At 69.8% G+C, this 18,915-nt stretch carries 18 protein-coding genes; 12 read left to right on the forward strand and 6 right to left on the reverse strand.

The window, feature by feature from the left end:
* Positions 1-623: 623 nt before the first annotated feature.
* Both radA and CXP56_RS09785 read right to left on the reverse strand, forming a co-directional pair.
* Positions 624-2,051 (reverse strand): DNA repair protein RadA, encoded by a 1,428-nt coding sequence (gene radA / locus CXP56_RS09780; RefSeq protein WP_051310376.1) that lies wholly within the window; start codon positions 2,049-2,051, stop codon positions 624-626.
* Between the two features lie 289 nt (positions 2,052-2,340).
* Entirely contained in the window at positions 2,341-2,919 is a 579-nt protein-coding gene (locus tag CXP56_RS09785; protein WP_286900863.1) for a copper chaperone PCu(A)C domain-containing protein, read from the reverse strand.
* Positions 2,920-3,205: 286 nt separating this feature from the next.
* Between CXP56_RS09785 and CXP56_RS09790 the strand changes: the two genes are divergently transcribed.
* The 6 genes from CXP56_RS09790 to rlmB all read left to right on the forward strand — a co-directional run bounded on the left by CXP56_RS09790 (position 3,206) and on the right by rlmB (position 8,109).
* Positions 3,206-3,736 carry a CarD family transcriptional regulator gene (locus CXP56_RS09790; RefSeq protein ID WP_051310375.1) on the forward strand — a complete coding sequence of 177 codons (531 nt, stop codon included), beginning with the start codon at positions 3,206-3,208 and terminating at the stop codon, positions 3,734-3,736.
* Positions 3,737-3,765: 29 nt separating this feature from the next.
* Complete coding sequence (ispD, locus tag CXP56_RS09795; protein WP_028848600.1) at positions 3,766-4,446, forward strand: 2-C-methyl-D-erythritol 4-phosphate cytidylyltransferase; 681 nt, start codon at positions 3,766-3,768, stop codon at positions 4,444-4,446.
* Positions 4,443-4,916: a 2-C-methyl-D-erythritol 2,4-cyclodiphosphate synthase gene (gene ispF, locus CXP56_RS09800; RefSeq protein ID WP_028848599.1), complete on the forward strand. Its 474-nt coding sequence runs from the start codon at positions 4,443-4,445 to the stop codon at positions 4,914-4,916. The genes ispD and ispF overlap by 4 nt, the downstream gene beginning before the upstream one ends.
* 70 nt (positions 4,917-4,986) lie before the next feature.
* Positions 4,987-5,673 carry an HAD family hydrolase gene (locus CXP56_RS09805; protein ID WP_286900866.1) on the forward strand — a complete coding sequence of 229 codons (687 nt, stop codon included), beginning with the start codon at positions 4,987-4,989 and terminating at the stop codon, positions 5,671-5,673.
* Between the two features lie 101 nt (positions 5,674-5,774).
* Positions 5,775-7,163 (forward strand): cysteine--tRNA ligase, encoded by a 1,389-nt coding sequence (gene cysS / locus CXP56_RS09810; RefSeq protein WP_286900867.1) that lies wholly within the window; start codon positions 5,775-5,777, stop codon positions 7,161-7,163.
* On the forward strand, positions 7,153-8,109 hold the full coding sequence (rlmB, locus tag CXP56_RS09815; RefSeq protein WP_028848596.1) for a 23S rRNA (guanosine(2251)-2'-O)-methyltransferase RlmB: 957 nt from the start codon (positions 7,153-7,155) through the stop codon (positions 8,107-8,109). The genes cysS and rlmB overlap by 11 nt, the downstream gene beginning before the upstream one ends.
* 157 nt (positions 8,110-8,266) lie before the next feature.
* Here rlmB and CXP56_RS09820 read toward each other — a convergent pair whose 3' ends face one another.
* Positions 8,267-9,277, reverse strand: a complete 1,011-nt coding sequence (locus tag CXP56_RS09820) for a hypothetical protein (RefSeq protein WP_286900868.1) — start codon at positions 9,275-9,277, stop codon at positions 8,267-8,269.
* Positions 9,278-9,368: 91 nt separating this feature from the next.
* Here CXP56_RS09820 and CXP56_RS09825 point away from each other — a divergent pair, with 91 nt between their 5' ends.
* Together CXP56_RS09825 and CXP56_RS09830 are read left to right on the forward strand one after the other, a co-directional pair.
* Positions 9,369-10,802 carry an MBOAT family O-acyltransferase gene (locus CXP56_RS09825; protein ID WP_028848594.1) on the forward strand — a complete coding sequence of 478 codons (1,434 nt, stop codon included), beginning with the start codon at positions 9,369-9,371 and terminating at the stop codon, positions 10,800-10,802.
* Positions 10,803-11,635: 833 nt separating this feature from the next.
* The gene (locus CXP56_RS09830; RefSeq protein WP_028848593.1) at positions 11,636-12,547 is read left to right on the forward strand and encodes a sugar ABC transporter substrate-binding protein; all 912 of its coding nucleotides are present in this window, start codon (positions 11,636-11,638) and stop codon (positions 12,545-12,547) included.
* Positions 12,548-12,988: 441 nt separating this feature from the next.
* On the opposite strand, the gene CXP56_RS09835 is transcribed toward CXP56_RS09830, so the two are convergent.
* The 3 genes from CXP56_RS09835 to CXP56_RS09845 form a co-directional block, all read right to left on the reverse strand.
* Complete coding sequence (locus CXP56_RS09835; RefSeq protein WP_211227647.1) at positions 12,989-13,795, reverse strand: coiled-coil domain-containing protein; 807 nt, start codon at positions 13,793-13,795, stop codon at positions 12,989-12,991.
* A 565-nt stretch (positions 13,796-14,360) separates the two neighbouring features.
* Complete coding sequence (locus CXP56_RS09840) at positions 14,361-14,627, reverse strand: DUF397 domain-containing protein (protein ID WP_353744544.1); 267 nt, start codon at positions 14,625-14,627, stop codon at positions 14,361-14,363.
* Positions 14,537-15,295 (reverse strand): helix-turn-helix domain-containing protein, encoded by a 759-nt coding sequence (locus CXP56_RS09845; RefSeq protein WP_286900872.1) that lies wholly within the window; start codon positions 15,293-15,295, stop codon positions 14,537-14,539. Before CXP56_RS09845 ends, CXP56_RS09840 begins: the two co-directional genes overlap by 91 nt.
* Before the next feature lie 266 nt (positions 15,296-15,561).
* Between CXP56_RS09845 and CXP56_RS09850 the strand changes: the two genes are divergently transcribed.
* The 4 genes from CXP56_RS09850 (at position 15,562) to CXP56_RS09865 (ending at position 18,899) form a co-directional block, all read left to right on the forward strand.
* Positions 15,562-15,858, forward strand: coding sequence for a hypothetical protein (locus CXP56_RS09850; protein ID WP_286900873.1), 297 nt, complete (start codon positions 15,562-15,564; stop codon positions 15,856-15,858).
* A gap of 83 nt (positions 15,859-15,941) precedes the next feature.
* Positions 15,942-16,133 carry a hypothetical protein gene (locus tag CXP56_RS09855; protein WP_286900874.1) on the forward strand — a complete coding sequence of 64 codons (192 nt, stop codon included), beginning with the start codon at positions 15,942-15,944 and terminating at the stop codon, positions 16,131-16,133.
* 216 nt (positions 16,134-16,349) lie between these two features.
* Complete coding sequence (locus CXP56_RS09860) at positions 16,350-17,585, forward strand: DUF445 family protein (protein WP_038045748.1); 1,236 nt, start codon at positions 16,350-16,352, stop codon at positions 17,583-17,585.
* Between the two features lie 123 nt (positions 17,586-17,708).
* Positions 17,709-18,899 carry a DUF445 domain-containing protein gene (locus tag CXP56_RS09865; protein ID WP_286900876.1) on the forward strand — a complete coding sequence of 397 codons (1,191 nt, stop codon included), beginning with the start codon at positions 17,709-17,711 and terminating at the stop codon, positions 18,897-18,899.
* The last annotated feature ends 16 nt before the right edge of the window (positions 18,900-18,915 follow it).

Consider the following 18,915-nt stretch of genomic DNA (forward strand, 5'->3'; position numbering starts at 1 on the left):
GGGTTCCGCTCAGCACCGGGTTCTGCCCAGCATTGGGTCCCGCTCAGCGCTGGGACCTGTGGAACGGCAGTGACCGCCTGCTGCGCCCCGGGCGGCTGTTCCGGCATCTGCGAGCATCAGGCCACGGTCGGCTGCCGCGCCGCCCGGCTCCGGAGGGCGCAGTTGGGTCGGCGTGCAGCCGAACACCTCAGCCCGCGCCGAGCCAGGCCTCCGGCGGCCGGTTGCTCGGCCGCGAGGCGCTGCACGTGTTGTGCCAGGACCTTGCGGAGACCGCTCGGTCGCGGTGCATCGGTCGCCGCACGCCCGGGCATCGGCGACGCGCTGGTCACCGAACTGATCAATACGGCGCGGGCCAATGTCGGGCATCGGACCGCTCAGGCAGCGACGGCGCCGGGCCTCGGATGGGGCAGGCAGTTCGCGGCAACGCGAGCATGCCTGCGGCGGACCGTCACTCGGCGATCGCGCCACGGCCCGGGACGGCACCCATCGGCCGCCTGGGCTGCAGCCACCAACCGCTCCGCGACGACTCGCCACCCCCCGGGCGCCCAAGCCGCAGCCGCCGCTCACGCCAAGGCCACCCACCCGGGGCACCCAAGCCACGGCCACCGCTCACGCCAAGCCACCTACCCCGGGGCGGACCCCGCCACTCCGGAGCCGCCGGCCTCCACCCGGCCCTCCGCCCGGCGAGCGGGCCGTCGCCATTCCAACGCAAGCTGCAGCGCGCTCGGCAGGTCGGCGACCTCCCGCACGGCCAACCCCGCGGGCACCGGCCCGCAATCCGGCGGGACAAGGGCGTGCGTGAAACCCATCCGCTGTGCCTCGGCCAACCGCCGCTGCACCCCGGTGACCCTGCGCAGCTCGCCGGCCAGCCCGACCTCCCCGACGGCCACCAGCCCGCTCGGCAGCGGAGTCTCGCTCACCGAGGACACCACGGCCAACGCGACGGCCAGATCCGCGGCAGGCTCGGTCAACCGCATGCCACCGACGGTCGCGACGTAGACGTCCCGCTCCCCGAAACGGATCCGGGCGTGCTTCTCCAGCACCGCCAGGATCATTCCGATGCGCGACGAATCCAGCCCGCTCGCGGCCCGCCTCGGCGTCGGCAGCGACGACGTCGTCACCAACGACTGAACCTCGGCGAGCAGCGGCCGCTTCCCCTCCACCGTCACCGTCACGGCCGTGCCCGCCACCGGATCGCCCCGCCGGTTGAGGAACAACCCGGACGGGTCGGCCACACCCACGATGCCGTCGTCCCGCAGCTCGAAACAGCCCACCTCGTCGGCCGGGCCGAAGCGGTTCTTCACCCCGCGCACCATGCGCAGCGTGGAGTGCTTGTCCCCTTCGAAATGCAACACCACGTCGACCAGGTGCTCGAGTACCCGCGGCCCTGCAACCGTGCCGTCCTTGGTGACGTGGCCGACCAGGATCACCGGCAGGGCGCGCTCCTTGGCCAGGGCGACCAGCGCCGCGGCCACCGCCTTGACCTGTGTGACACCACCGGGCGAGCCCTCCACCTTCGGCGACACCATGGTCTGCGCCGAGTCGACGATCAACACCCCCGGCTGCACCGCGTCGACGTGCCCGATCACGGCGGACAAGTCGCTCTCCGCGGCCACGAACAGTGCATCGTGCACCGCCGACGTGCGCTCGGCGCGCAGCCGAACCTGCCCGGCGGACTCCTCGCCCGTCACGTACAGCGCTGGCCCCCGCGTCTCGGCCCACCGGCGCGCCACCTCGAGCAGGAGCGTCGACTTCCCGACGCCCGGCTCGCCCGCCAGCAGCACGACCGCACCCGGCACCAACCCGCCGCCAAGGACGCGATCCAGCTCGTCGACACCCGTCGGCTGCGCCCGAGCGGCATCGAGGTCGACCTCCACGATCGGCCGCGCAGGCGACGACGGCGCGCCCGCCGCGATCGTGGCCAGAGCCGCGTGCGGCACGCCGCGCTCCTCGACCGTCCCCCACGATTGACACTCCGGGCAGCGGCCGACCCATTTCGCGACCTCGAGGCCGCACTCGGTACAGCGGTAACCGGTGCTCTTCTTCCCCACGCCTGGCACCGTAGCGGGCGGAACCGACATTTTCGGGGCTGCCTCGCGGCACCGCACGCCACGCACCACATCCTGGCGAAGATCACGCCGGATGCCACGGCTCGATCAGCAGCACGCCGAACGGCCGGCATCGCCCGGCGTCACGGCCGCCACGACAGATGCCGCAGCCGCCACGACGGATCGCAAGCGATCAGCGCTACGGCATACCGCGCAGAAGGATCACGCCGTACTCGCCGCGCGGCACGCGCCGACAAAGCACCAGGCTCGGCCGTGGGGTGCTGCGCGCTTGTCAGTGCCCGGCTGCGGCGGCTTCCTCGGTGCGCGCCCCGTCCGGAGCGGCGATCGGCACCCGCAGCTTGACCGGCCCTGCCTCCCGGAAGGTCAGCGTCACCTCGACCACCATGCCGGGGAACAGGTTCTTGTTGATCTTCTCCAGCGTCACGGTCGCGGTGCCGACGTCACCGGCATCGGCCGCCGCGTCCGCTTCGCCTGCCGGCTTCGGGGCCTCCATGCCCACGTACAGCGCGCGCTGCGACGGGATGACGGTGTCGCCCTCGACCTTGACGCTGGCGCTGACCGGGCTGCTGACCTGCTCCAGCTCGTCGCCCCGCGGGGCGGTGTTGGCGATGGCCATGCGCAGCGGAACGTCGGAGCCCTCCGCCCAGTAGCCCGGCTCCGGGTAGGCCAGCACCGCGTTGTTCACTCGCACCGCGCCCGCTTCCGCAATGTCGCCGTTGACCGCGGGCAGCTGGGTGTCGGTCTGCGTGATCTGACCCGCGCCGCAACCGGCCGTGCCTGCCAACGCGGCGGCGAGAGCGACCGTGGCGAAGCCGAGCTTCACCCCGCGCCTACCGGAACTGCTGGGCATACCGGAATCCTTTCGTGTCCCGCAAGCCTGCGCTGGCAAGACTATCCGGTCGGCCGAAACACCGGTACGCGGCCCGCTGCCGTCTTCGCCACACCGTCCACAGTGGACACTTCGAACAGTGCGCCGGATGCCCCGCTCGTCACCTGCGTGAGCATGCCGACGCCGCGTTTGTCAACCCCCGCTGCCGCACCGATTATGGCCTTGACCTGCGATGACGGACACGGGCCGGTGTCGGGGGGACCCTTGCGCGTGCTAACATGGACAAAGCGAAAGGGGCAGAGGACACATGGCTTTCAAGGTCGGAGAGACCGTCGTCTACCCGCACCACGGTGCAGCACTCATCGAAGCGATCGAGACCCGCGTCATCAAAGGCGAGGAGAAGCAGTACCTCGTGCTCAAGGTCGCCCAGGGCGACCTGACGGTGCGCGTCCCCGCCGACAACGCCGAGATCGTCGGCGTGCGTGACGTCGTCGGCCAGGACGGGCTCAATCGCGTTTTCGACGTGCTGCGCGCTCCCCACACCGAAGAGCCCACCAACTGGTCTCGTCGGTACAAGGCCAACCTGGAGAAGCTCGCCTCCGGCGACGTCAACAAGGTGGCCGAAGTGGTGCGCGATCTTTGGCGACGCGAGAAGGACCGTGGCTTGTCCGCCGGCGAGAAGCGCATGCTGGCCAAGGCACGGCAGATTCTGGTCAGCGAACTCGCCCTCGCTGAGGGCACGGACGAGGAGAAGGCCGAGGGGCTGCTGGACGAAGTCCTCGCCACGGCCGACGAGACGTCCGATGCCAAACCGGTCGGCGCAGGCATCGACAGTTAGTTTCCCCGTTGCCCGGTCCTGACGACCGGCTGACAGTCGTCGCGCTGGTTCCCGCCGCTGGGCGGGGTGAACGCCTCGGCGCGCGCGTTCCCAAGGCTCTGGTTCCGGTGGCCGGGGTACCCCTGGTCACCAGGGCGACGCGCGGGCTGTTCGACTCCGGAGTCGTGGACGCGGTGGTCGTCGCCGCGCCCCCGGAACAGCTCGACGAGTTCACCTCCTGCCTGGTGGAGTTCGGTGCGCGGTGCAGCGTCGTTCCCGGCGGCGTGGACCGCACCGAGTCCGTGCGCGCGGCGCTGTCGTCGGTAGCCGACGGCGCGTTCGACGCCGTGCTGGTGCACGACGCCGCGCGGGCCTTCACCCCTCCCGAGGTACCCCGTGCGGTGGTCGAAGCGCTTTCCAGCGGCGCGGAAGCGGTGGTGCCGGTTCTCCCCTTGGCGGACACCGTCAAGCAGGTCGACGCGAATGGCGTGGTGATCGGCACACCCGATCGCAGCTCGCTGCGCGCCGTGCAGACACCGCAGGGCTTCGCCGAGCCGCTGTTGCGGCGCGCCTATGCGGGCAGGCCGGACGGCCCGATCACCGACGACGCGTCCCTCGCCGAGCACCACGGCGCGAAAGTCACCACCGTGCCCGGTCACCCGCACGCCATGAAGATCACCACCCCCTTCGACCTGATGATCGCCGAACGCCTTCTGGTGGAGCAGCCATGACCCCACGCATCGGCCAGGGTGTCGACGTGCACCCCGTCGAAGCCGGCCGGGAATGCTGGATCGCCGGCATTCGCTGGGAGGGTGTGGACGGCTGCGCCGGGCATTCCGACGGTGACGTCGCCACCCACGCCCTGATCGACGCCATGTTGTCCGCCGCAGGCCTCGGCGACCTCGGCGCACTGTTCGGCACCGGCCGGCCCGAGTACGCCGGAGCCTCCGGACTGCGGCTGCTCGCCGAAGCACGTGACCGCGTGGAGGCCGCCGGGTGGCGGCTGGGCAACGCCGCGGTGCAGGTCATCGGCAACGCACCCAAGATCGGCCCGCGCCGCGAGGAAGCCCAGCAGGCCCTGTCGCAGGCGGCGGGAGGGCCGGTCAGCGTCTCCGGCACGACCACCGACGGGCTCGGCCTCACCGGCCGCGGGGAAGGCATCGCAGCCATCGCCACCGCCCTGCTGTTGCCCGCCGAGTGAGCGGTCCGGCTCGGCTTCCGCGTGAGCGGTCCGGCTTGGCTTCCGCGCTGGAATCGGTAGCGTGTCCGGCGTGACCATCCGAGGGGTGTTGTTCGATTTCGCCGGGACGCTGTTCAGTGCGGAACCCAGGTTCGACGATCTGGCCGGGGTGACCGACGCCGACGGCAACGAGCTGACCCCGGAGGGGTTCGGCGAGCTGGTGCGCGCGGTGATCGCACCGACCACGCACTTCGCCTCGGACGAGGAGGAGTTCGCCCACGCCTGGCAGAACCGCGACCTCGACCCCGTCCTGCACCGCAAGGCGTTCGTGGAAGCGATCCGGCGGACCGGCCTCACCGCCGGCGAGCACGCCACGGTGCTCTACGAACGCATGATCGACACGGCGAGCTGGCGACCGTTCCCGGACGTGCCGGAGGTGTTCGCGGCGCTGGCTGCGCAGGACGTTCCGATCGCGGTGGTCAGCAACATCGCCTTCGACATCCGCCCGGCGTTCACCGCCGCAGGCATCGACCAGTACGTGACGGAATACGTGCTCAGCTACGAGCACGGTGTGGTCAAGCCGGACCGGCGCATCTTCGAGATCGCGCTCAAGGCCATCGGGGTCGATGCCGAGGAAGCGCTGATGGTCGGCGACAGCAGGCGAGCTGACGGCGGCGCACTGGCGCTGGGCATGAAGTTCAGCCTGGTGCCCGCCACCCGCCCGGCGGAGCGGCCCACGGCGTTGCGGGACGCGCTGGCCGAGCACGGCCTGCACTAGCTGCCTGCCGCTCCCCCGACCGGGTCCGGCCACGGCGGGTGGCGTCTCGCAGCCAGGGACGCCGTGCCGGTCGCCGATGGCTGGACCCGTACCATTCCTGAGTGGCCCTTCAGCTGTACGACACCGCATCCCGCAGTGTGCGGGAGTTCACGCCCGTGCGACCCGGGGCGGCGTCCATCTACGTCTGTGGGCCGACCCCGCAAGGCCCCCCGCACATCGGACACGTCCGCAGCGCATTGAACTACGACGTGCTGGCCCGGTGGCTCGAGCACAACGGCCTGCACGTGACGCTGGTCCGCAACGTCACCGACATCGACGACAAGATCCTGGTCAAGGCCGCCGCGGAAGGCCGCCCGTGGTGGGAGCACTCGGCCCGCTACGAGCGTGAGTTCGAGTCCGCCTACGCCGCGCTGGGCTGCCGTCCCGCGGCGATCTCCCCGCGCGCGACCGGGCACGTGACCCAGATGATCGAGCTGATGCAGCGCTTGATCGACAAGGGCCACGCCTACGCCGCCGAGGGCGACGTGTACTTCGACGTCCGCTCCTTCGACGCCTACGGCTCGCTGTCCGGGCAGCAGCTGGAGGAAGTGCAGCAGGGCGAATCGGCCGCCGCCGGCAAGCGCGACCACCGCGACTTCACGCTGTGGAAGTGCGCCAAGCCCGGCGAGCCGTCCTGGCCGACCCCGTGGGGCGCCGGACGCCCCGGCTGGCACCTGGAGTGCTCGGTGATGGCCTCCACCTACCTGGGCGCGGAGTTCGACATCCACGGCGGCGGCTTGGACCTGGTGTTCCCGCACCACGAGAACGAGCTGGCCCAGTCGCGCGCGGCCGGTGACCCGTTCGCCCGGCTGTGGATGCACAACGGCCTGGTGGGCATGGCCGGCGAGAAGATGTCCAAGTCGCTGGGCAACGTGGTGTCCATCCCGGCGATGCTGCGCAAGGTACGCGCGGCGGAGCTGCGCTACTACCTCATCCAGCCGCACTACCGGTCGTTGATCGAGTACTCCGACGAAGCGCTGCACGAAGCAGCCCAGGGATACCGCCGGATCGAGGAGTTCCTGCGCCGCACGGCGGCCCGCGGCGAGGTCACACCCGGCGAGCTGCCGCGAGAGTTCGTCGACGCCATGAACGACGACCTGGCCACGCCGAAGGCCTTCGCGGTCATCCACAACGTGGTACGTGAGGGCAACGCGGCGCTCGACGCCGGTGACGACGACAAGGCCAGGCAGGCGGCCGCTGCGGTACGCGGCATGACGGGCGTGCTCGGCATCGACCCGCTGTCCGAGCTGTGGGCCGGCACCGGCGCCGACGACAAGGCTCGCCAGGCGCTCGCCGCGCTGGTCGAGGCCGTCCTGGAGGATCGTGCACGGGCCCGCGCGGTGAAGGACTACGCCACCGCCGACCGGCTGCGCGATCGGCTGCTCCAGGCGGGCATCCTGGTCAAGGACACCCCCGACGGTCCCCAGTGGACGGTGGCGGATGGCAGGTAACTCTCGGCGCCGCGGCGCCGTCCGCAAACCGGGCACCAAGAAGGGCGCAGTCGTCGGCTCCGGCGGCCAGCGCAGCAAGGGCCTGCGCGGCAAGGGGCCGACGCCGAAGGCCGAGCTGCGGCCAGGTCATCCCGCCCAACGCCGGGCAGCCAGGAAGGCGCGTGCGGAGAAGGCGCGGGACCATCGCACGTCCGGCCCGGAGATCATCGCCGGCCGCAATCCGGTGGTCGAGGCACTTCGCGCAGACGTGCCTGCCGACGTGCTGTACGTGGCGCTCGGGGTCGAAGCGGACGACCGGGTGACCGAAGCCGTCCGCATCGCCGCGGACCGCGGTGTCACCATCCTCGAAGTCCCGCGCACCGAGCTGGACCGCAAGACGCAGAACGCGGTGCACCAGGGCCTGGGCCTGCAGGTTCCCCCGTTCGACTACGCCGACCCGGACGACCTGCTTGTCGCGGCGGCGGACTCGGCGGAACCGCCGCTGCTGGTCGCGCTGGACGGAGTCACCGACCCGCGCAATCTCGGCGCCGTGGTGCGCTCTGCGGCGGCTTTCGGGGCCCACGGCGTGCTGCTGCCCAGCAGGCGCAGCGCGGGCATGACCGCCGTGGCCTGGCGGACCAGCGCGGGCACCGCAGCCAGACTGCCGATCGCCATGGCCACGAACCTGACCCGGCAGCTGCGCGACTACGCGGCCAAGGGACTGATGATCGTCGGGCTGGACGCCGACGGCGACACGATGATCGACGACCTGCCGCTGGCGGCCGACCCGCTGGTCGTGGTGCTCGGCTCCGAGGGCCGCGGGCTGTCCCGGCTGGTGCGGGAAACCTGCGACATGACGGTCTCCATCCCCATGGCCGCGGGCGTGGAATCCCTCAACGCTTCGGTGGCCGCGGGAGTGCTGCTCGCCGACATCGCCCGGCGACGGCGTGAACGCGGCCGGATCTGACCGACCTGGACGATCGCCCGAGGTCACGGCACCGGCCCGCGTTGCGACCGCTGGTGCGCCGCCGGTCGGCGATCTCAGGCCGGTGGGCCCCTGTCCGGTCATGCCAGCCGTGACACGGCATGATCCGTCCGGTTTCCCCGCCCGGGCCAAGGGCGGATCATCTGGCCTCGGCGGTGGTGCCGATGCCTTCCTGACCGTCGTCGTCCGCCGACGCCGTGGCAGGTGCCGCATCCGACGGGGCGACGGGCTCGTCCGGATCGCGGCGCGCGAACAGCACGGCGACGACGACGGCAGCGAGGACGCTGGCCGCCAGCCCGGCATAGGTCAGCGCGAACGCCGTGTGATCCAGGAGCAGCTCGAGATTCAGGTACGGCAGCTGCGGGGTGAGGAAGAAGTAGGCGACGTAGCCGGCGACGGGCACGATCGCCAGCGCGGCTCCCCGCGCGATCCGCAGCTGAGTCACCGCGAGCAGGCCGATCACCACCATCGCGACGATGAGGAACAGCTGATACAGCGGCACGCTCGCGGTCATGCTCGCAGGCGAGTGACCTACCGGGTCCAGGGCTCGGCGCACGAACGCGTCCCCGCCCGGCGTCACCAGCAGCCCGGCGATCTGCAGCGCCCCCGCGGCCGCGATCACGACACCGGCGATCGGGTAGGTCACGTTGCGCACCCGCGGGTTGCGATCGTCCCGGGCACGCGCCATGAGCAGCAGCACCACCACGCCGATCACCAGACCGGACACCCTGGTGACGATCAGCCACGGCCCCTCGTCCTGTTCGACGAAGCCCGCGCGGTAGTCCGGGTCGAACGCCCCGACGGCCTCCCGGACCGAGACCACGAGCATGCCCACGGCAAGTGCCGCCGCACCACCGCGGGCCGCCCGCCTGCGCGCCAGTGCGCACGCGCCCACCACGATGAGTGAGACGGCGAACGCCCACTCGTAGGGCGTCATGGCCAAGACCAGCTCGGTCTTCACCGGCCAGACGACGCTGCGCAGGAACTCGCCGAGTGGTGCGTCACGGCTCAGGAAGGCGTACGTCGTCCAGCCGATCGGCACGAAGCCGTAGAGCACCAGCAACAGGCCCGACACCCGATAAGCGTTCACGTGCCGTTCGTCCGCAATGCGCGGATCGTTGATCACCGCCGTGAGCTGCGTCTTAGTCATGTGCACAGGGACGTTACCCGATCCGTGCCGGTTCCCGGCTCGGCTTCGGTAGTGTCTGACTGCTTCCGCCGCTCGCAGGGGGATCGAGAGGATGTCGTTCGCGTCACCACTGTTCCTGTGGTACTTCATGCCCGCGGTGCTGCTCGCCGTGCTGGTGCTGCCGCGGGCGTGGCGCAACGGCATCATCGCCATCGCCAGCCTGATCTTCTACGCCACCGGGGCAGGCGCGACCACACTGCTGCTGCTGGCCTGCATGGTGGTCAATTTCCTGGCAGGCCCGCTGCTGGAGCCGGACGAGTTCGGCAGGCCGCGACCGCACCGGCGAGCCGTCCTCATCGCGGTGGTGTGCTTCGACGCGGCCGTGCTGGCGGTGTGGAAGTACGCCGGGTTCGCCACCGAACAGATCGACGCGATCGCCGAGCTGCTCGGCGGCCATTTCCCGGTGGTGGAGCTGGTGCTGCCGATCGGCATCTCCTTCTACACGTTCCACCACATCTCCTACGTGGTGGACATCTACCGCGGCGAACGCAAAGCGCTGCGCAACCCGGTCTCGTTCGCCACGTACATCTCGATGTTCCCGCAGCTCGTCGCGGGTCCGATCGTGCGGTTCAAGGAGATCGCCGACCAGCTGCCGCAGCGCCGCCTGCACCGGCTCGACGACATCGCGGCCGGCTTCCCGCGGTTCGCGCTCGGGCTGTGCAAGAAGGCGATCGTCGCCGACTCCCTGGCCCCGCTGGCCACCGCCTGCTTCCGCACCCCGGCGGACGAGATGACGTTCGCGATCGCCTGGCTGGGCGCGATCACCTACACGCTGCAGCTGTTCTTCGACTTCTCCGGCTACTCGGACATGGCCATCGGCCTCGGCCGGATGCTCGGCTTCCGGCTGCCGGAGAACTTCGCCCGCCCGTACGCGTCGGTCACCGTCACGGAGTTCTGGCGCCGCTGGCACATGTCGCTGTCCCGCTGGTTCCGCGACTACGTCTACATCCCGCTGGGCGGCAACCGGGCCGGAGCGCGCAAGACCTATCGCAACCTGTGCATCGTGTTCGTGCTGACCGGCTTCTGGCACGGCGCGGCGTGGACGTTCCTGCTGTGGGGCATCTGGCACGGCGCGCTGCTGATCATCGAGCGCAGCTTCGGCCTCACCACGGCCCCGGCCAACCCGGTGGCCAGGGCATGGCGACGGGCGCTGACCATCGTGCTGGTGATCTTCGGCTGGGTGCTGTTCAACTCGGCGGACCTGGGCTCGGCGCTGACCATGATCGGCCACATGCTGCTGCCCGACTTCAGCGGCGTGACCGACGTGGTGGACGAGGCACTGACCAACCAGCGGCTGGTCATCCTGCTGGCGGCGGCGAGCATCTTCTTCCTGCCCGCGCACCCGGTCACCGGCCCGCTGCTGGAGTCCTCCCGCTCCACCCCGGCGAGCGTGCTGCGGGTGGGCGTGATGACCTGCGGGCTGCTCTACGCCGCGATCCTGGTCGCCACCGGCACGTTCAGCCCGTTCTTGTACTACCAGTTCTGAGGGCCGCGGCTGATCGCGCCCGCGAGGACGGGTCAAGGCCCAGCCACTACCTCGTCGGAGTCGCCGACCTCGACCTGATCCGGCTGGGCACCGAGGCCCTGGGACCCGGCCAGCCCGGCGACGGCGGCCGGTGACACCGGTGTACCGCCCACGCCGGCGTGCAACGACTCCGATGGCTTCCCCGGTGCAGCGGTCGCCTTGGTACCGCCCCCGGTGGCGTGCAACGACTTGTCACGGGGCCGAGCGCACGAACAGGTCCCGGCGCACCTCGGTCGTTGCCCTCGCCACCCCGTTGTAGCAGCTGCACCGGCACAGCCCCCTTCCTCGCCTCGGTGACCATGCCGCGGGGAACGCAGCTCCCGGCGAACGCCGATGGCGGCTTCGATGCGCGACCGCCGCAGGTCGGATACCGGAGAGCGACGAGCCCCGCCCGCACAGCCGACCGGGCCGTCGATCGCAGCAGTGGGAAGAGCTCGTCCACGAGGCGCCGCTCCGGCACCGCCTGGCCCACCCCAGGGGCGGCACTGCCGCTCGATCACGGCCTCACCGGCCGGCTCGCCGGTTCGTGCCGCGCCGTCGCTCGGCGCGCTTGATCGGCCGGAGGCATCCACCGTTGGCGAACCACCCACCGCAGCCGGGGAGCGCCACGCGCCGCCGGCCATCGACGAGGAGTCCGAAAAGGCCCCGGAGACAGGCAAGCTGCGCGGCAGGCGCCGGTCGCCCGTTCCCCCGGCTGCTGCCTCGGCACGGAGTGGAGCAGGCGATCGCGGCGCGCAGCACGCATTTCCCGTCGTGCGCCCTGTCCGGCACGCTCGCGCCGTGAAGGAATACTCATGCGCGTTCTCTACATCTGCCCACTCAAGTACGGTGAGAACCCGTCGATCGACGCGATGACCCACGCGATCGACCACACGCTCGCCGAGGCCGGGCTGGAACTGCGTGTCGGCTACGCCGACTTCCGTGACGACGACTGGCTGCAGCGGACCAACACCCTGATCGAGGAGGCGGTCGCCGCCGGCGTGCGGGCGATCGTGTTCTACTCGATCGACGTCGACGAGCCTGCCGAAGCGGTGGCCGAGGCACGCAGGCAGGGGGTGTCCGTCGTCGCCGTCGAGCGTCCTCGCTTCCCAGTGGACGCGTCGCTGGTGTACCCGAACTTCAACCACGGCGTCTACATGGCCGAGTACCTGGCGAGCCTGTTGCCGGCCGGCGCGAAGGTCGGCATCGACGGCGGACCGGGCACCGCCGACGACACCGAGCTCGTGCTCGGCTTCGTGCACGGATTGCAGGTGTACGGACTCGACCTGGTCAACGACCCGATGGACGAGCGGTACCGGAACACGCTGGACGTCCGCTCCGGTGGCTACGAGAAGACCAAGAACCTGCTCGCCGACTTCTCCCACCTCGACGGCCTGATCCCGTACAACGACGAGACGGCGCTGGGCGCGATCGACGCGCTCCGGGAGACCGGGCGCCTCGGTGAAGTGAAGACGGTGTCGCGGAACGGGACGCCGAACGCCGTGCGGCTCGTGGCCGAAGGTGTGCATCACGGCACGTGGGATTTGCACGCGCTGGGTATCGGCAAGCAGGTCGGTGACCTCGTCGTGCGCCTGGTGCTGAACGAAGAGAAGCTGGACGGCCTGTGTGTGGCCAGCGCGATCGGCCACATGATCACCCCGGAGCTGGCGAGAAGCTGGGTGCCGTGGGACAAGCGCATCCCGTTCCACCCGCTTCGCGAGTGGTAGGGGCGTCCCGGTAGCTCCGCGCAAGCCGAAGCACACCCGGGCCGCCGCCCACATGCCAAAGCCGTCGCGGATGACTCCGCGCGAGCCGAAGCGCACCCCCATCCGACTGGCCCCCGCGACCAGGGGCGTGTCCCGTTCCGGCCCCCGACGGACCGTTCCGGTACTTCGGGAGCGACAGGGTGCGCACCTGCATGTCGCCGCGCTGGGCACCGGACTTCCCGCCGGTGTCCGCACGGCGAACGGCCGGGCCGTACGGACGACCGCCCCTTGGCCTCGAAGCCGAACAGCCCGATGTCCCTCGGCCGCACCGCCGAGCCTTGGTGGCGGGCACGTGCCGGCGCAGCGCTACCGGCGCCTGCACCGCGGAGGCGTTCCGCGCACACACCATGACGGCCCGGTGCCGCGCGGGCACCGGGCCGTCCATCTGCCGACCGGATCGCGTCAGGCAGGCTGCTTGACCTTCGACGCCGAGCCGTTGCTTGCGGCCTTGTCGCTCGCGGAGCCGGTGGCCTGCCCGTTCGGGCCGCCGTCGAACTCCGGCATCTCACCGAGCTTCTCGATGGCCTCCTGCAACGCGGCGTGCGTGGCCGACAGCCGCTCGGCGACCGTCTTGCGGAACTCCACCGCGGCCTTCTGCTGCCTGGTGGCGTCCGCCAGCCGGGCCTCGGCGTCGGCGATCATCGCCTCTGCGCGCGCCTTGGCGTCGGCGGTCAGCTCGGCGATCTCCTTGTCCGCGGCGGCCTTCTTGGCAGCGATCTCCTCGGCCGACTGCTGCTGGGCCGCCGCGATCCTCTCGGCGGACTCCTGCTCGGCCTTGGCGCGCCGCTCGGCGGCCTCCGCGTCGAGGCGTTCCCGCTCCGCCTTGGCCTCGGCGGCCAGCTGCTCGGCGACCTCCTCCGCCTTCTTGCGGGTCTTCTCCGCGTAGGCGTCGGCGGCTTCGCGCGTGGCCGCGGCGTCCTGCTCCGCCTTGGCCTTGTGCTCGGCGATCTCCTCCTCGGCGAGCTGCATCATCGACTTGATGCGCTCGGACATCGCCGCCGGACCGGTCGGGTCCTCGGCCAGGCGGGCCAGGGCCGCCTTGGCTTCGTCGAGCTCCTTCTGCGTATAGGCCAGCGACCTGGTGAGCTCGGCGACCGACGCCACGGCCTCGTCACGCTGCTTGGCCGTCTGCGCCAGCTCGCTCATCAGCCGATCGATCTGCTGGTCGACCTCGGCCTTGTTGTATCCGCGATACGCGGTGCCGAACACGGGTTTCTTCGTGGATACGGGGGATGGATCGGGGTTTGGCAATGTTCTACTCCGGTACACACCTGCAACCGTGCCTACCACGACCTCGATCACCAGGGTGAACAGGACTGGAGGCCCCGGTGAAGATGGTTTGCGGTCATGGCAGTGCTGGTCGGACTCTGACTGGCTGCTCCAGCGACGACGAGCATGAGGTCGGCATCACGCAGTTCCGCGCTGACATGCACGCCTCCGGATACACGCCGGGACAGTACACCAAATGGGGTGACATGGAAACCTTGCGCGAGCGATCTGCGTTGCCAGTCATGAAGTGTTCGTCGACCACATGATGACTTCCTGGAGCTCGCCGGGACACTCGCTCGCGGGCAGGTCATTGTCGGGCACTTCTGCCCGGATCGGGCCGATGAGTTCGGCGAGATCGAGAAGACGTACGAGGCGACCTGGTCATCGAGTCAGGGTTTGAGGTGTTCACGAACTGAGCTGGCGCACAAAAAAAGGACCCCAGCTCTCCGGGGCGGGAGAGGCCGGGGTCGAGGTTGTGTGCGTCGCCGGTGAACCGGATGCCTTGTCAGAGGTCGAACTCGCCCTTGCGCGCGCCGTCCAGGAAAGCGTCCCACTCTTTCTGCGTGAACCGGAGCACCGGGCCCTGCCGGTCCTTGGAGTCACGCACGTAGACTCTGTCACCTTCGAAGGCGACTTCGACACACGCGCCGTGGGTGTTCGACTTGGTCGACTTCCTCCACCTCAGGCTTTGCTGTTCCATTCTTCCGCTACCTCCCGCATCAGTGCGATCGACTGCTTCCTCGACAGCGCTTCGGCTCGGATCCGGTCCCATCGCTCCTTGGTCTGGTGAATCAGCTCGGCATTGTCGAAGAGCACGCCCTGTACCGCGGAGTCGATGTAGACATATTCGCGCCCGTTCACTGTAGCCAGGGAGAACGACCCATCGAGGTGTAGGTACGTGTCGCAGCCAAACGGAATGACCTGGATGACGAAGCGCTCGGTAGCGGTGATCAGGTGCTCGAGCTGCTTGGCCATGATCGACGGATCGCCGACGGGGTACCGCAGAGATCGCTCGTCGATCAGGGCCACGTAGGAGGTCCCACGCTCGAGCACTGACTGTCGCTCCATCCGTGCGGCCAGCTTGGCTTCGTCACCGTGCAGCAGCTCGCGGGCATACTCTTCGGTTTGGAGCAGCCCGGGCACGAAGGACAGCTCGAAGCACAGGATGCGCTCGGCTTGCTGCTCGACGTCCAGCCATGACCGCAGCCACTCCGGCGTTGCCTTCTGGGTCATCGCGAACTGCCGGATACGGCTGAGCAACCCGCCCGTCTCGAGCACCGCATCCATCGCCTCAGCGAACTGCTCGCTCGGCAGGCGTTGCCCGGTCTCGACCTTCTCGATCAAGCTGATTGAGAATGCCGACCGCTGGGCCAGCTGCTCCCGGGTCATCTGTGCTTGTTCTCTGGCGCGCCTCAGCTCTCCGGCAAAAAGCTCGATCATACCACCCACACCTTGGGGAGCTTGACTCTCACACTGCTCGCACACAACCGCCGAACGAGCCGTGCGGCTGCTGTCAGTACGTGTCCGGTGTCACAGCGTAGTTGGTTGATCCCAGAATTGCCCCATGACTTGGAACTCCGGCCCTTGCCTGCCGACACCTACGGGGGCGCAGATCGTCGTCACTGACGCCTATCCGGAGCACGCGATCTACATCAGTGACGACGAGGTGCGGGCGGACGAGGCCGACATCGAGCGGGGTGGAGAGCGTGAGACGACAAATCGTGCTGGACGAGAGAGCGGGGTATCCCTACGTGGCGAAGGGCCTGTTCGAGCCGAACATCTCGGTGCCCCACGACGGGCAGCTGTTCTACGACGTCTCTCTGACCAACCCTGGGCTGGTGTCGACGCTTGTAGCGCTCGAGGGACATCTGAAGACAGGCCCGCTCCCGCCGCCCCAGGTGTTACACCGCTACGGCCGGTACCTGACCAAGCTCGGCGCCGCGGTCATCGACTACGTCGACCGACGGGCCATGACGATCATTGACTCAGACGACACTGCCTGACACCTAAGTAGGAAGCCCCCGGCCTCTCCACGGAGGAGAGATCCGGGGGCTGACTTCGACGCGTAGTTCGGGGGACGCTGGCCATGAGCATCGCTTGGGATGTGCCCGTACTCGTCACCGGACTGGGTGCGGTCATCGGTGTGCAGCAGAGACGTATCTGCAACCTGCGCGAACGCTTGGGCCATGCTCGCGAGCAGCTGGCTGACAAAAGCCAACAGCTCGAAGCCTTGCTGCTCTACGCCAATGTCGTGTCAGGCAATCGTCGGCCACCATAATGAGTCACCGGGCTCGAGCTCATACCTCCAAACGGAGTAATCTTGCGGACCGTGTCTCCGCACCGCCCGTAGTGGCCGCCGGGTACGCCATCCGACCGGGTGTCACCCGTGGTCGCGGCCATGGATCCGCCTTCGCTCAGCTACCGTCACAGCGTCGGGGAGCGCATGCCGGGCGTCGGGCACGGGCAGGACGGCAAGCAACCGGAGGGGGCGGCGATGGTCGACTGGAACACCATCGTCGCCGACGTGTCCGACCGCTGGCCGCTGTACGTCTCGATCCCGTTCATCGCGGCGCTGATCGGCTACGTCACCAAGCGGGTGGCCATCGAGATGATGTTCCGGCCGCTGGAGTTCGTCGGGATCCCGCCGCTGCTCGGCTGGCAGGGAGTGCTGCCGGCCAACGCCGAGCGGATGGCGAGCATCGCCACCGACACCCTCACCCGCAACCTGGTCGATCCCAAGGAGATCTTCTCCCGGCTGGATCCCGAGCAGATCGCCAAGGAAGTCGAACAACCGCTGTTGCAGGCGGTCGACGAGATCACCCGCGAGGTGATGGAGGAGTACCAGCCCCAGTTGTGGGAGCGGCTGCCCCCGGCGGTGCGCGAACTGCTGCTCTCCCGCGTGCGCGCGCAGGCGCCCCGGGCGATCGCCTCGATCATGAAGCAGTTCGCCGACAACATCGAGGACGTCTTCGACCTCAAGCACATGGTCGTGACGAACCTGGTGCGGGACAAGGAGCTGCTGGTCCGGCTGATCCGGGACATCTCCCGGCCGGAGATGCGGTTCATCGCCCGGTCCGGCATCTTCTTCGGGTTCGGGCTGGGCATCGTGCAGCTGGCGGTGTGGACGCTGACCCACGAACCGCTGGTGATGCCGCTGTTCGGCTTCTTCATCGGCTGGATCACCGACTGGCTGGCGCTGAAGATGGTGTTCCTGCCCAGGGAGCCGAGGAAGTTCTTCGGGGTGTTCACCTGGCAGGGCGTGTTCCAGAAGCGCCGCGACCAGGTGGCCGCCGACTACGGCGACATGATCGCCAAGGAGATCATCACCATCCCCAACATCGTCGAGGCGGTGCTCACCGGACCGAAGTCGGACCGGCTGTTCCAGATCGTCCAGCGGGAAGTGCAGCGGACCATCGACGAGCAGGCCGGGGTGATCAAGCCGTTCGTGGTCGCCGCGGTCGGGTCGACCCGGTTCCAGCAGATGAAGGCGTCGGTGGCGGAGAAGACCGTGCAGCGGGTGCCCCAGACGGTCCGCCACGCCGAGGACTACGCCACCGGGGCGCTGGACGTGCGCAACACGGTCGTGGAGCGGATGCGGCAGCTGAACCGGCTGGAGTTCGAGCAGCTGCTGCGCCCGGCGTTCCGGCAGGACGAGTGGAAGCTGATCGCCGTCGGCGCGGTCATCGGCGGCATCGTCGGCGAGATGCAAGTGCTGCTGATGCTGCACTGACGCGTCCTGCGGCCGCACGCTGCACTCCGGTGGTCCCGCGGCCACGCCACCCGACCAAGCCGCACGCTGACCGACCCGGTCCGGCGTCCGCGAACCGCGGCCGTCATCGGCTAGGGTTCAGCCGTGCACTGGGCGGTCCTGCTGAGCATCCCGCTGACGGCGGCCGCGGTGGGCCTGGCCACCCGGGCACTGATCGTGGTGCTGCTGTTCAAGCCACGGAAGTTCCTCGGGGTGGGACCGCTGGGCTGGTACGGCGCCGTCCCCCGGTCCGCGGGCAAACTCGCCGCCGTCAACGCCGACCTGCTCACCGGCCGGATGCTGACCACGCAGCAACTGTTCGCCGACGTCGACCCGCAGCGGTTGTTCGCCGAGGTCGAGCAGCCGCTGCTGCGCACCATCGACACGGTGGCGCACGAGACGCTGGCCAAGCACCACCCGACGGTGTGGGAAGCCCTGCCGCTGTTCGTGCAGGACATGGTCGTCAAGCGGCTGCAGGCGGCGGCGCCGTGGATCGTGCGCGAGCTCGTCGACCGGCTCCGCGGTCACTCCGACTGGGTCGTCGACATCCGCGACATCGTGCTGCGGCGGCTGTCGGACCCGGACCGGATGAGCAGGCTGATCCGCGCGATGACCATCGCCGACCTGCGCCGCAGCTCGGTGGTCGCACTCGGGGCCGGTCTGCTCGCCGGGGTCGTCGAGGCCGCTGTGCTGGCCGTGGTGCCCTGGAAATTGCTGCTTCCGGTGTTCGGGGCCGCGGTCGCGGTTTCGGCGTGCTGGGTGGCCGCTGAGTGGATCTTCCGGCCGCGCCGGCCGCACACCGTCGGCCGCCTTCTCCTGCGGGGGCCGTTCCATCGCCGTCGCGCCGCCATCACCAAGATCTACGCCGGGCTCGTCGCGGAGGAGGTGCTGACCCCGGCGGTGCTGCTGGACGCCCTGGCCAACGGCGTCGAACGCAGGCAGGCCCGCGCCGTGCTCGAGGACATCGTCGACGAGCTGGTCGACGAGCAGGTGCGGGCGCTGCGCACCCTGGTCTCGGCCACCATCGGCACGGATCAGCTGCCTGCCATGAAGCGCACCGCGGCCGCGCGGGCGCTGGAGAACCTGCCCTACACCGCGCGCCCGGCGCACCGGTACCTCGGCGAGGCCATGGCCGTGCAGCGGAGGGTGTCCTACGGGCTGGCCGAACTGACCGACGCCGAATTCGAGCTGCTCGCCCGCCCGGCGCTGCAGTCGGCGCGGTGGGCGCTGACGGTGATCGTCGCGGTGGCGGGCGCGGCCGTCGGGGCCATCCAGATGATGCTTCCCCTCACCTGATGGCACCGTTCGGGCT

It is taken from the genome of Thermocrispum sp. (genome assembly GCF_002919275.1).
Lineage (GTDB): Bacteria > Actinomycetota > Actinomycetes > Mycobacteriales > Pseudonocardiaceae > Thermocrispum > Thermocrispum agreste.